This window comes from Hymenobacter sp. BT559 (assembly GCF_016427535.1).
Classification (GTDB): Bacteria; Bacteroidota; Bacteroidia; order Cytophagales; family Hymenobacteraceae; genus Hymenobacter.
Window position 1 is genome coordinate 1214480 of the sequence record NZ_JAELXV010000001.1, and the last position, 13593, is coordinate 1228072.

General features: G+C 61.2%; 10 protein-coding genes. 7 read left to right on the forward strand and 3 right to left on the reverse strand.

Going from position 1 to position 13593, the window contains the following annotated elements:
• The first annotated feature begins 17 nt into the window (after window positions 1–17).
• From JAO77_RS05030 to JAO77_RS05045, 4 genes are all read left to right on the forward strand, one after another.
• On the forward strand, window positions 18–1430 hold the full coding sequence (locus tag JAO77_RS05030; RefSeq protein WP_198989198.1) for a sugar transferase: 1413 nt from the start codon (window positions 18–20) through the stop codon (window positions 1428–1430).
• Window positions 1431–1686: 256 nt separating this feature from the next.
• A complete protein-coding gene (locus JAO77_RS05035) occupies window positions 1687–2304 on the forward strand; it encodes a riboflavin synthase (RefSeq protein WP_198989199.1) in 618 nt (205 codons plus the stop codon).
• A gap of 66 nt (window positions 2305–2370) precedes the next feature.
• Entirely contained in the window at window positions 2371–2574 is a 204-nt protein-coding gene (locus tag JAO77_RS05040) for a hypothetical protein (RefSeq protein WP_198989200.1), read from the forward strand.
• A gap of 45 nt (window positions 2575–2619) precedes the next feature.
• A complete protein-coding gene (locus JAO77_RS05045) occupies window positions 2620–2847 on the forward strand; it encodes a hypothetical protein (protein ID WP_198989201.1) in 228 nt (75 codons plus the stop codon).
• 32 nt (window positions 2848–2879) lie between these two features.
• On the opposite strand, the gene JAO77_RS05050 is transcribed toward JAO77_RS05045, so the two are convergent.
• Window positions 2880–3464: a phosphatase PAP2 family protein gene (locus JAO77_RS05050; protein WP_198989202.1), complete on the reverse strand. Its 585-nt coding sequence runs from the start codon at window positions 3462–3464 to the stop codon at window positions 2880–2882.
• 13 nt (window positions 3465–3477) lie between these two features.
• Complete coding sequence (gene hemF / locus JAO77_RS05055; RefSeq protein WP_198989543.1) at window positions 3478–4413, reverse strand: oxygen-dependent coproporphyrinogen oxidase; 936 nt, start codon at window positions 4411–4413, stop codon at window positions 3478–3480.
• Window positions 4414–4547: 134 nt separating this feature from the next.
• Here hemF and JAO77_RS05060 point away from each other — a divergent pair, with 134 nt between their 5' ends.
• Window positions 4548–6713, forward strand: coding sequence for a thiamine pyrophosphate-dependent enzyme (locus JAO77_RS05060; RefSeq protein WP_198989203.1), 2166 nt, complete (start codon window positions 4548–4550; stop codon window positions 6711–6713).
• Between the two features lie 124 nt (window positions 6714–6837).
• On the opposite strand, the gene JAO77_RS05065 is transcribed toward JAO77_RS05060, so the two are convergent.
• Entirely contained in the window at window positions 6838–8904 is a 2067-nt protein-coding gene (locus JAO77_RS05065; protein ID WP_198989204.1) for a kojibiose hydrolase, read from the reverse strand.
• A 269-nt stretch (window positions 8905–9173) separates the two neighbouring features.
• On the opposite strand from JAO77_RS05065, the gene JAO77_RS05070 reads away from it, so the two are divergent.
• Window positions 9174–11924 (forward strand): substrate-binding domain-containing protein, encoded by a 2751-nt coding sequence (locus tag JAO77_RS05070; RefSeq protein WP_198989205.1) that lies wholly within the window; start codon window positions 9174–9176, stop codon window positions 11922–11924.
• Between the two features lie 211 nt (window positions 11925–12135).
• Window positions 12136–13458 carry a sugar porter family MFS transporter gene (locus JAO77_RS05075; RefSeq protein ID WP_198989206.1) on the forward strand — a complete coding sequence of 441 codons (1323 nt, stop codon included), beginning with the start codon at window positions 12136–12138 and terminating at the stop codon, window positions 13456–13458.
• Window positions 13459–13593 lie beyond the last annotated feature (135 nt).

The following is a 13593-nucleotide window of genomic DNA, read 5'->3' on the forward strand; positions in this document are numbered from 1 at the left end:
TGCCCGCTCCTTTGCTCTTGCTCCGCCGCCTTCAGTACTGCAAGCTGGTTGTCGCCGATTTTGCGGCGGCCCTGCTAGCCTGGGCCGGTTTCTTCCCCCTGCGCAAGTACCTGCTGCAAGAAGTTACGGCCGCGTACTTCACCCGCGCCATGGTGGCAGAGTTTGCCGGGGCGGCCCTGCTGATAGCTACCTTCTGGACGCTGCTCTACACCCTGCTGGGGCTCTACCGTGATGTCTTTCGCAAGTCGCGCCTTTCCGAAATCATTCGCCTGGCCCGTATTTCGGTGCTCGGAGTAGTGGTCATCTTTTTTGGCTTGCTGCTCGACGATGGGGTGAGTAGCTACCAGGTTTACTATAAGACGGTTACGGCCTACTACGCGCTGCATTTTATGCTCACGGCCGTGCTGCACACCTGGGCCGTCAGCAGCGTGCAGCACTTAGTGCGCAGCGGGCAAATTTCTTTTCCGGCTCTGCTTATAGGGTCTAATGCGCTGGCGCTGAATACCTCGCGCGAGCTGCGGCGCACCGGTAAGCACCTAGGGCTGCGGCTGGTGGGCTTCGTACCCATCGGCGAGGTCATCAACCCCGAGCTGGCGAGCGAACTGCCAGCGCAGGGTACTTATGCCGAACTGCCTACGCTGGTGCAGGACCTGCAAATCGAGCAGGTTATCATCGCCATCGAGCCCAGCGAGCACCAACGCATCCAAGAGATACTGGCCCTGCTGGAAGGGGTGCCGGCCCGCATCAGCATCCTACCTGACCTGTACCAGATGCTACTGGGTTCGGTGAAGGTCAACCACTTATTCGGAACGCCGCTCATCGAAATCAAGCAAGACCTGCTACCCCTGTGGCAGCAGGCGGTTAAGCGGGGACTCGATGTGGCAACCTCCGCGGCATTTATCACAGGCGGCTGGTGGCTCTATTTGTTCACGGCCGCAATGGTGAAGGCCTCGTCGCCAGGTCCCATTTTCTACCGCCAGGAGCGTATCGGTAAAAACGGAGTGCCGTTCTACATCATCAAGTTTCGGTCGATGTACGTAAACTCGGAGCGCCTAGGTCCGGCACTCAGCTCCGACCACGACCCGCGCATTACCAAGTGGGGTCGTTTCATGCGCAAGGTGCGCCTAGATGAGTTTCCGCAGTTCTGGAACGTACTCAAGGGCGATATGAGCCTGGTGGGCCCGCGCCCCGAGCGGCGGTTTTTCATCGAGCAGATTGTGAAAACCGCTCCCCACTACCGCCACCTGCACCGCGTGCGTCCCGGCCTCACCTCACTTGGTCAAGTCAAGTACGGCTACGCCGAAACGGTGTCGCAGATGGTCGAGCGCCTGAAATTCGACATCCTATACATCGAAAATATGAGTTTGGCTATGGACTTCCGGGTCATGCTTTACACGCTGAAAATCATTTTGGAAGGGCGCGGCAAATAATCGCAGATTATAGCGGATTTAACGGATTTCGCAGATACGCCTGCCTTCGGCAGGCTGACTAACTGGCCTAGGGCTGGACCAAAGTGGCTAGAGGCCCTCTAGACGGGTTTCTAACTTTCAAGCTTCGTGCGGTGTTTGGCACCTGCAGGGCATGCTATTCCTAATATCTAACACCTAGCTGCCCAAGCCGGTTAGTCAGCCTGCCGAAGGCAGGCGTATCTGCGTAATCCGTTAAATCCGCTATAATCTGCGATTCATGTTTACAGGAATAATTGAAGCCCTAGGTACTGTGGTGGGCGTGGCCGATGAAGGCGCCAACCGCCACTTTACTGTGCAGTCGCCTTTTGCGAGCGAGTTGAAAATAGACCAGAGCGTGGCTCACGATGGCGTGTGCCTCACAGTGGTAGCCCTCGATGTGGCGGCAGGCACGCACACCGTCACAGCCATTGCCGAAACGCTGCGTAAAACCAACCTAGGGCAGTGGCAGCCCGGCCGCCACATCAACCTAGAGCGGTGCCTGGCCGCGGGCGGGCGCTTTGATGGGCACATTGTGCAGGGCCACGTTGATGCCACTGCTGAGTGCGTGCTTGTGGAAGACCAGAATGGCTCTTGGCTCTACCGCTTCCGCCACGAGCCCGGCCCCCAGCGCCTCACGGTAGAGAAAGGCTCAATAACTATTAATGGCGTGAGCCTGACGTGCTTCGATAGCGAGCCCGATGCTTTCTCGGTGGCTATCATCCCGTATACTTACGAGCACACGGGCTTTCACCAGTTGCAAGTTGGCGAAGTGGTCAACCTAGAATTTGATATTGTGGGCAAGTACGTGGCTAAGCTGCTGGCAGCTCAGGGCTTAGTTTCTGCCGTTGCGAGCTAACATCTTGGTAATTCGCGCGTAGAGTAGGTAGGTGGCCAGTTGCATCCTGGTAGCCTACCTATTTTTATGTCCAGCAAACGCGAATTAATCGAGCCCAATCCCGGTGATAAGCGCTACATCCGGCGCGATAAGGATGGTAAAATTGAAAGCTCCGTTGACTTGAACCAATCGCTCTCGCGCGACGACAAGCACAACGCGAAGAAAACCAGTAAGCCCGGCCAGGGCGACCACGGCGACGGCCACACCGGCAACCGCAAGCCGGGCAAATAAGGTGCGCGTGCAGTATCATTGCTTACTACCGCAAAAATCTTCCTTATGAACTGGCTACCCTCCTTCGTTAAACTGTTTCTAATATTCGTGGCCGGGCTTGTGTTGTCGGTTGGGGGTATAATAGCAGAAATGGAAAGCATTGGTAGCTATGCCTTTAGCAGTATTGGTATGGCCTTGCGGCTGTTAGGGCTACTGTTGATGGTAGTTAGCCCGTTGCTAATAGCGCTGAAGTTCTTTGCGCAGATGGATAAAAAAGATGGTGCTGCCCGGTAAAAAATACCGGACAGCCAATAGTGCCCGACAAACTATCTAAGAACGTGGCTGCCGCCACCCCAGCGGCGAAATAGCTGCGTGGCGCCTATCCCCAGCGCCGCGCCAATCAGTGCTCCACCCAGCACATCGCTAGGGTAGTGGGCGCCTAGGTACATGCGGCTGTACGATAGCAGTCCAGCCCACAGAAAGGCCGTGATTTGGAGGGCGCGAAAACGGCGGCCCGGCAGTACCAGCAGCAGAAACACGGCCAGGGCAAACGAGTTGGCCGCGTGCGATGATAGAAAGCCAAATTGCCCGCCGCAACCATCGGGCAAGTGCAATTGGTCCATTAAGCCGGGCGCGTGGCAGGGCCGCAGCCGGGCAAAAAACGGCTTAAATAATTTGCTCGCAATACTATCGGCTAGAGCCACTGCACCTATTAGTAGCAATAGTAGCTGCCAAGCCTGCCGCCGAAAAATGTCTATCAACCAGAGAATCAAAAGTGCATAGGCCGGAAACCACACGTAGCGGTCGGACACGAAGACCATAAACCGGTCGAGCGCTGGCGTATGTGCGTGGTTGATGGCCAGCAGCAGTTGGTGGTCGAGGTCGGTGAAAAAGGTGCGCGTCAGGCTCATAACGGTTATGGCGTTATGCGCTCGCGCTAGTGGTGCCTACCCAGTCTACACCTTTGCGCAGCCACCCTAGGGTAGTGGCCTCGGGCGAGCCGGGGGCGGGCGGGGCGGGGTTGTAGCTCCAGCCGCAGCGGGGCGGCAGGCTCATAAGAATGCTCTCGGTGCGGCCGCCGGTTTCGAGGCCGAAGCGGGTGCCGCGGTCGAAAGCCAGGTTGAACTCGGCGTAGCGGTTACGGCGCAACGTTTGCCAAGCTTCTTCACGCTCGCCGAAGGGCAGGGCGTGGTTTTCGAGCATGAGCTGGCTGTAGAAGGGGCCAAAGACCTCGGCCACATCTTGCATAAAGCTGAATAGCTCGGCGGCCGTGCCATCCTTGCCTACCGTGAGGCGGTCGAAGAAAATGCCGCCCACGCCGCGAGTTTCCTGGCGGTGGGGCAGGTAGAAGTAGTCGTCGGCCCACTTATGAAAGCGGGCGTAGTATGTGGGGTTGTGCTTGTCGCAAGCGGCTTTTAGCTGCTGGTGAAAGCGCTGGGCCTGCGCCTCGTCTACATAAATAGGCGTGAGGTCGATGCCCCCACCAAACCACGCCTCACCATTGCCGGCCTCGAAGTAGCGCACGTTCATATGGATAATGGGCACCCTAGGGCTGCGTGGGTGCAGCACCACGCTCACGCCGGTGGCGTAGAAATGCGGGTCGGGCATGTGCAGCTGGCGAGCGGCGGCCTCGCTCATTTCACCTTCCACGGCCGAAAAGCCCACGCCGCCTTTCTCCAAAATGCGGCCTTGCTCGAGCACGCGCGAGTGGCCACCACCGCCGCCGGGCCGCAGCCAGTCGTCCTGGCCAAAGCGGGCGCCGCCATCGGCCGTTTCGAGCTGTTGGCACAGGCGAAGTTGAAAATCTTGAAGCCAAGCCGTGATGTCGGCGCGGGAAGGAGAGGAGGTCAACACGTTTATTCTGGCAAACTAACCCTAGTAAAACAACGCGGCTCGGCGCCTAGGTAGGCGCCGCCGCAAGTGGCAAAGGTAAGCCCGCCTAGGTGCGGGCGCAGCCTGGAGCGTACTTTTGGTACCCTATCTACCCCGCCTCTATGCCCACCGATTTTGGGGTTTCCCCACTCGCTCCTCCCGCCCCCGCTACCCTGGCACTTTTGCGCCGCGCCTACCTGCTCATGCACACCGCCGCCGAGATGGCTGCGCTGTTTGAAGAACAAAAAACGGTGGCCTCGCGCTACGTGCACGCCACCGCCCGCGGCCACGAAGCCGTGCAGCTAGCGGCCGCTTTCTTGCTCACCGAAATCGACTACGCCGCGCCTTACTACCGCGACGATGCCATGCTGCTAGGTATGGGCCTGCGCCCCTACGAGCTGATGCTTCAGCTGCTAGCCAAAAAAGACGACCCCTTCAGTGGGGGGCGCACCTACTACAGCCATCCCTCGCTGCGGCGGCCGGGCCTGCCAGTTATTCCGCACCAGAGCTCGGCCACGGGTATGCAGGCCATTCCGGCCACCGGCATGGCGCAGGCTATTCAGTACCTGGAGCGCGTGAAGTGGGAGGCCACCAAAGCAGGCAATGGCTCGCCGGTAAGCGGAAATACTACCGACAAGCTAGCCCAGCACCTCGCCATTGCAAAGTCTGATAACCCACTGGTTCTGTGTTCTATCGGCGATGGGGCCATGACCGAGGGCGAAGTGGCCGAAGCGCTGCAAATGGCCGTGCTGCACCGACTGCCCATCGTGTACCTGGTGCAGGACAACGACTGGGGCATCTCAGCCACCGGGCGCGAAATGCGGGCTATGGATGCCTACGAGTTCGCCGCTGGTTTCCCGGGCCTGCTGCGCCTGCGCGTAGATGGGGCCGATTTTATTTCTTCTTACAAAGGCCTGGAAGAAGCCTTCGCGCACGTGCGCCAACGCCAGGGCCCGGCCCTGGTGCACGCCAAATGCCCGTTGCTAGGCCACCACACCAGCGGCGTGCGCCGCGAGTGGTACCGCGGCGACAACCTACTCGAACACCAGACCCAGGACCCGCTGCCCCGGCTGCACCGCCACCTGCTGCACCTAGGGCTGGCTGAGGCCGAGCTATCGGCCCTGGCCGCCCAGGCCCGCGCCACCGTGCGCCAAGACTGGGCCGAGGCCCTAGGTGCCCCTGACCCCGACCCGGCCACCTACGCCGACCACGAGTTTGCGCCGCCTGCCGTGCTGGCCGAAACTGGCGAGCGCGCTCCTGCGGGCGCTGCCAAGGTGCTTATGGTCGATGCCGCGCTGCACGCGGTAGACGACATTTTGCGCGAATTTCCCGAGGCGCTGTTCTACGGCCAGGATGTGGGTGGCGAGCTGGGCGGCGTATTTCGGGAGGCAGCGCTGCTGGCCAAGAAATACGGCGACCACCGCGTCTTCAATACGCCCATTCAGGAGGCGTACATCGTGGGGAGCACGGCGGGCATGGCGGCTGTGGGCGCGCGGCCCATTGTCGAGATTCAATTTGCCGACTACATCTGGCCGGCGCTCAACCAGCTGGTGGAGGAGCTTAGCAAGAGCTGCTACCTGAGCATGGGCAAGTTTCCGGTGCCAACGCTCATTCGGGTGCCGGTGGGGGCCTACGGCGGTGGCGGGCCCTACCACTCGGGGTCGGTCGAGAGCACGCTGCTGACCATCCGGGGCATTAAAGTGGTGTATCCTAGCAACGCGGCCGATATGAAGGGCCTACTGCGGGCGTCGTTCCTCGACCCTAATCCGGTAGTATTGCTGGAGCACAAAGGCCTGTATTGGAGCAAGGTGCCTGGTACCGAAGAAGCCAAAACCACCGAGCCCGCCGCGGGCTACGTCATCCCCCTAGGGCAGGCGGCCGTGGCCCAGGCGGCCGATGCGGCGCAGCAGCAGCGCGGGGGCACCTGCGTGGTCATCACCTACGGCATGGGGGTGCACTGGGCCCGCGCGGCCAGCCGCCAGCATCCTGGCTTGGTCGAAATCCTGGACTTGCGTACCCTCAACCCCCTCGACTGGGAGGGGGTGCAGGCGGCCGTGCGGCGCCACGGCAAGGTGTTGGTATTAAGCGAGGAGCCGCTGCTCAATAGCTTTGCAGAAAGCTTAGCTGGCCGCATCCAGAGCCAGTGCTTTTTTGACCTCGACGCGCCCGTGCGTACCCTAGGCGCCGCTAGCCTGCCGGCCATCCCGCTCAATGTGGAGCTGGAAAAGCAGATGCTGCCCTCGGCCGAAAAAGTTGGGGTAGCGTTGGGCGAGCTGCTGGCTTATTAGTCAATAAAGACCGTTGTCCTCACGAGCGCAGCGAAGCAATCACACCTGAATGAGCCCACCTAGGTTCTGTTTAGGTGCGATTGCTTCGCTGTGCTCGTAATGACAGTCGTTTGGTAATCAGACGTTACTTCCCAACCGAATACGTCTTGCGCTGCGGCCCCACACCCGTAATCTTCACCGACTGCCAGCCGCTGGGTAAGGTGCTCTGGCGCTGCACAATGCCCGTAGGCGTGATGTCGAGCCCGCCGAAGCCCATGAGCACGGCTTGCAGCACGCCACCCGCGCCGGTGGCGAAGTAAGGGTTGGTGCCGCCTTTGGTTTCGGCGATGACGCGGAAGGGCGGCAGCAGATTGGGCGTGTAGGCATCCTGGAAGAAGTGCTGGGCCTTGGCGCCGTCGCCGAGCCGGGAGTAGAGCAGCGCGAAGATGGCCTGCGTCATGGCGGGTGTGCCTTCGTTGGGCACGCGGGTTTCGTAGTAGGCGAGGTCTTTCTTGATTTGAGCTGGGTTAGTAATGGTCTTGAGCGGGTAGGCCAGCAGATTCACGTCGCCCTGCTTGATGCCCTCGCCGTGGTAGGTGGCGTGCTCCTGGGTCACGCCATCGGCCGTTTTCAGGATGGGAATATTCTGGGCGACTAAGGCCCAGTCAGCGTTGGCCGGGCGACCTAGGATTTTGGCGGCGGCGGTAGCAGCTTGCAGGTTGGCCTGGGCAGCGGCGTTGGTAAAGGCGTTGTTGTCCACGTTTTCGGCCCACTCATCGGCCGCTACCACGTTCTTGATGTCGTAGTGGCCGGGGCCGTTGCGCTCGACGCGGCTAGCCCAAAAGTCGGCGGTGGCTGAGATAATAGGCCAGCCTTTTTCGCGTAGCCACTCCTTGTCTTGCGTCACGCAGTAGTACTGCCAGGCGGCTAGCCCCACATCGGCCGAAATGTGGTGTTCAAACGGACCGCTCAGGGCCCACACTGGCGTTTCTTCCACGCCCGAGTCAGCACTTTCCCAGGGGTACATGGCGCCCTTGTAGCCGTGGGCAAAGGCATTGCGCCGGGCCATTTCTAGCCGGTTAAAGCGGTACTCAACCAAGGACTTGGCAATGTCGGGGTGCAACACTAGGAGCGCTGGGTACATCCACAAGTCGCTGTCCCAGAATACGTGGCCGTTATAGCCTAGGCCCGAGAGACCCATGGGCGAGGGCGAGTAATCGGTGCCCGCCCGCGAAAAGCTGTAGAGGTGGTACAGCATACTATGCACATCTTGCTGGGCCTGCGCATCACCGGCTATCTGGATGTCACTGCGCCACAAATCCTGCCAGGCCTTGGCGTGAAAATCGAGCAGGCGCTGGCGGCCTTCGAGGCGGGCAAAGATGGTGAGGCGCTCGGCCTCGTTGAGCGGGTCGGGGTGGTGGGCCGACGTGATGCTAGAGCCTGCCACGGCATAGGCGTAGGTTTGGCCGGCCCGTAGTGTCTTGCTGAATTTCATGAGGTGCATGCTGTTATCCCACATCTCATGAATGATGCGTGGCTCCTGCCCATGCGGCTCGCTGAATAAGAAGCTGTTGCTGGCGCACATTAGCAGCTTGCCAGTGGGGCTTTTGGCCGACGACGTGAGCAGGCTGAGCGTGACATGCGGCCGGTCTATTTCGTTGTAGTAATTCTGCACGTCGCGCAGGGCATCGGGTGCTGCCATCACGCTGGCGGCCGTGATGCCTAGGTCCTTTTTGGCGGTGATGCTCACGTCCATGAGCACTGTGTAGGGCAGGTGGCGCAGGGCGTAATAGGTGTAGCTGATGGTGGCCTGGTCGCGGTAGTCGAAGGTGGTCGTCAGCGACGCCCGCTGCATGTCGAGCTGCTGCCGGAAGTTGGTCGCATCCTGGGCGTTGAGGCGGTGGCCGCCTATCTCCAGGTACATATTCAGCAGGTTGAAGCTGTTCAGGAAGTTGCTGACCCGGCCCCGGCCGTACTGGTCGTAGGCGCCGGCCAGCACCACGTTTTTGACCTGAAACGGCATTGGCGCCGACACAATGCCGAGCATGCCGTTGGCTACCGTCACGCCGTAGTAGTTGCTAGGGTCGATTTTGTCGGCACTGATACGCCAAGGGTCAGGCGTTTGTGCCTGGGCGGTTAGCGTGAGGGGAGCGGCCAGCAGCAGCCAGGCGCAAAGGCGCCCTTTGAGGCAGGAGAGTAGGGGTGGGAACATAGGAAGAATAAGGTAGGCGCGGGGGTAGCAATACGGCTGCCAGCCCCGCAGGCAAAACAAGCCGGGCTCTAGGTAGCGGGCGGCGCCCAGCGGTCAGCAAGATAAGGCGGCGGGCCGCAGCCGGCCAACGGCGGCCCCGGCCCGCCGCCAACTCTAGCTTTTGCGCTTACCTTGAGCCTCGTTTATAAGCCGCTAGCGCCCACCTTTCAGCAGGTGCGGCGCGGACCTAGTACCACCCTAGGTTGCGGCTGCTACCTTTTCCCACCCAGTTGACTACCGTATCCCGACTCGTTTTTAGAAGGCATTTTGCCTGGTTGCTACTCGGGCTGGCGGGCTGCGCTGCCGCCCCGCAAGAGCCCGTATACCGCATTGGGTTTTCGCAGTGCACTACCAGCGATGCCTGGCGCCGGGCCATGCTGGCGGGTATGCAGAAGGAGCTAGGCTTCTATCCCAACGTCCAGTTTCAGATGCTGGATGCGCACAACGACAGTGACTTGCAGCGGCGGCAGGTGCAGGATCTACTGCGCCAGCACGTTGATTTGCTTATTATTTCGCCCAACCAGTCGGGCCCGCTCACCGACCTGGCTGAGGCCGCCTACAGCCAGGGCACGCCGGTCATCATCCTCGACCGACGCACCACGTCGCGCCTTTACACGGCCTACGTGGGCGGCAACAACCTAGAGGTGGGCCGCACCGCCGGCCACTACGCGGCGCAGCTGCTGGGCCGCAAGGGCAGTATAGTGGAGGTGCTGGGTACACCTGGCTCGTCGCCGGCCGCCGAGCGGCACCGGGGCTTTGCGCAAGCGCTGGCCGCCTACCCGGGGCTGCGGCTGGTAGCCCAGGTGCAGGGCGACTGGCGCCCGGCCTCGGTGCGGCAGCAGTTGCCGGCCGTGCTGCGCGCCCACCCCGAGGCCAACCTGCTATTCGTGCACAACGACCAGATGGCGCAGGCCGCCCAGCAGGTGGCCCGGCAGCTCGGCCTAGGGTCGCGGCTGCGCATTATCGGGGTCGATGGCCTGGCGGGGCCCGGCAATGGTTTGCAGCTGGTAGCTGATGGTGCCTTGCAGGCCACGCTACTGTACCCTACCGGCGGCGAGCAGGCCATTCGCACGGCTTTGCGCATCCTGCGCCATCTACCCTACGAGAAGGAAAATCTGCTCGGCACGATGGTTATCGACTCGGCCAACGTGGGCGCTATGCGCAGCCAGACCGAGCAGCTGGCAATGCAGCAGCAAGACATTCAGCAGCAGCAGCGGCGCCTGCTAGAGCAGCAGCGGCGCTACGCCAGCCAAGCCACCACGGTATACCTGCTACTGGCCAGCCTGCTGGGCGCGGTGGTGCTGGGGGCGCTGGCCTGGCGCTCGGCGCGCCTCAACCGCCGCATTCGGCGGGTGCTGGAGGGGCAGAACGCCGAAATCAGCTCGCAGCGCAACCGCATTGCCGAGCTGGCCGAGGAAGCTCGCCGCTCGACCGAAGCCAAGCTGCGCTTTTTTACCAATTTCTCACACGAGCTGCGCACGCCGCTCACCCTCATCCTAGGGCCGGTGGAGGAGCTGCTGACCACTGCCACCGACCTCACGCCCGCCCAGCGCCACGACCTGACGCTGGTGCGCCGTAACGCCCAGCGCCTGTTGCAGCTGGTGAATCAGCTGCTCGATTTTCGCAAAATCGACGTGGGCAAGATGGCTGTGCGCGCCACCGAAGGCAACTTGGTCGGCTTCGTGCGCGAAATCATGGATGTATTTGAGAAAATAGCCCGGCAGCGCAGCATCACGTTCCGGTTTTTGCCCGCCGAGCCAGTTATCAAGCTCTGGTTTGATGGCGACATCCTGGATAAGGTCTTGTTCAACCTGCTCTCCAACGCCTTTAAATACACTCCCGACGGCGGCCAGATAACGGTAAGCGTGCAGCGCGTGCCCGACGCTGATACCGTGCGCATCAGTGTAGAAGACAACGGCCGGGGCATTGCGGCCGACGACCAAGCTCACATTCTAGAGTGGTTTTACCAGGGCAGCCAGCCTTCGGCCAATAGCTCGGGCCTAGGCTTGGCGCTGGCCGAGGGCCTGACGCGCCTGCACGAGGGCAAGCTGTCGTTTAAGAGTCAGCTCGGCTACGGCAGCACCTTTGAGGTGACGCTGCCGCTGGCCCGCCCGGCTACCTTCCTCGACGGCGTACCAGCAGGACCTAGCAACCACCACCCGTCGGCCGACGAGCCCACCGAGCTACTGACCGAAACGGCGCTCGCCGCTACCGACGTCACGGCCCTCATCATCGAAGACAACGACGAACTGCGCCAGTTTCTGGAGCAAAAGCTGCGGCCGCACTTCCAGGTGAGCACAGCGGCTGACGGGGCCGCTGGCCTGCGCCTGGCCGCCGAAACCCTGCCCGACGTGATTGTGTGCGACGTGAACCTGCCCGAGCTGAGCGGATTGGAAGTAGTGACCCAGCTCAAAGGCGACTGGCGCACCTCGCACATCCCGCTGGTGCTGCTCACGGCCCGCAATGCGCCCGAGCAGCAGGTGGCCGGCGTGCAGGCGGGCGCCGACCTCTACCTCACCAAGCCTTTCAACCCCACCTTCCTGCTCGAAAGCCTGCGCACGCTGTTGCGCAACCGCGACCAGCTGCGCGAGCACTTCCGCCGCCAGCTCAGCGTGGACACGGCCACGGTGGTGCCCCAGCGCGGCGACCAGAAGTTTCTGGCCGACCTCACCGCCATTATGGAGGCCCATCTCGATGAGCCGGGCCTCGGGGTCGATGACATCGCCCAGCGCCTGGGGCTGTCGCGCACCCAGCTCTACCGCAAGGTGAAAGCCCTGCTCGGCACCGGCGTCACGGACTACCTTCAGAGCCTGCGCCTCACCAAAGCCCGCCAGCTGCTGCTGCAAGTGGGCACCACTGTAGCCGAGGTAGCCTACCAAACCGGCTTCTCGTCGCCTACTTACTTCGCCACCGCCTTCAAGGCCAAGTATCAGCTATCGCCTACCGAGTTCCGGGCCCTGCACGCCCCATCACGCCCCTGATTCAATTTTGAACAGCGTGCATCAAAAGTGAAGCTACGCTAGGGCCCTAGGTTGAAATATTGCTGGTAAATTATTGATTGTCAGTTATAATTTTGCTCGAAGTCAAATTGCATTAATTCTTAACGCATTTGGGATAATCAAGTACGGCGGCCTGGGTGGCGGCACTGGACATTTGTTGCAATCGATTCCGATACGCACTTCTCCCCACCCAATGTCACAGCGCAAAGTACTCTTCTGGTCTATCGTCACGGCGCTGGGCGGCTTCCTGTTCGGCTTCGACACGGCCGTTATCTCGGGCGCCGAAAAAGCCATTCAGCAGCTCTGGCACCTGAGCGCGGTCGAGCACGGTTTCACCATTTCCATCGCCCTTATTGGTACCGTGCTTGGGGCCATATTCGGCGGCATCCCCAGCGACCGCCTAGGTCGGCGCCAAACGTTGCGCTGGATTGCGGTGCTCTACCTGGTGTCGGCGGTGGGCGCGGCGCTGGCCCCGAGCTGGGTGCCGTTTCTGGTGTTTCGCTTCTTAGGTGGCCTAGGGGTAGGGGCCTCGTCGGTAACGGCGCCGCTCTACATTTCCGAGATTTCGCCCGCCAAGTCGCGAGGCAAGCTGGTGGGCTTGTTCCAATTCAACATTGTCTTTGGCATTCTAGTCGCCTACCTCTCCAACTACCTGCTGGCTGGCGTCGGCGAGAACTCATGGCGCCTGATGCTGGGCGTGCAAGCGGTGCCTTCCATCGCATTTCTGCTCTTCCTGTTCCGGGTGCCCGAAAGCCCGCGCTGGTTGCTGCTACACGGCCGCGTAGAGGAGGGCCGCGAGGTGCTGCGCATCGTCAACCCCGATACCGTAGACGAGGACGTGGCCGCCATCCTGGCCAGCCAGGCGCACGCCGCCGAGCAAAGCGAGTCGCTCTGGAGCTCACAGTACCGCAAGCCTGTGCTACTGGCTGTAGCCTTCGCCTTCTTCAACCAGGTGTCGGGCATCAACGCCATCATCTACTACGCCCCGCGCATCTTCGAAATGACGGGTCTCGGGCAAGGCGCAGCGCTGCTGTCCTCGGCGGGCATAGGGCTGGTCAATTTCATTTTCACCTTACTAGGTGTCAACGTGATTGACCGGTTTGGTCGCCGCACGCTCATGTTCGTGGGCTCGGTGGGCCTCATCATCACCCTAGGGCTGGTGGCGCGGGCCTTTTACACGCAGCAGTTTGGTACGTTGCTGGTGCCGGGGCTGCTGTTTGGCTACATCGCCTTCTTTGCCTTCTCGCAAGGCGCCGTTATCTGGGTCTTCATCTCCGAGATTTTCCCCAACGCTGTGCGGGCCAAGGGCCAGGCCCTAGGTAGCTCTACGCACTGGGTTATGGCTACAGTCATCGCCTTCACCTTCCCGGCCTTTGCCGACAAGCTCGGCGGCGGCCACACCTTCGCCATCTTCTGCGGCATGATGGTGCTTCAATTAATTTTCGTGTGGCGCTTCATGCCCGAAACTAAGGGCACCAGCCTGGAAGGCGTCGAGCGCACACTGGTCATGCACTAACAACTGTCTTTGCGAGTGCAGCGAAGCAAGCGCACCCGAACAGAACCTAGGTGTGCTCGTCCAGTTGGCATTGGTTCGTCGTGTCTCCTGGCAATAACAGGCACTTATTCTTCCCCTTCACACTAATATCCCCAC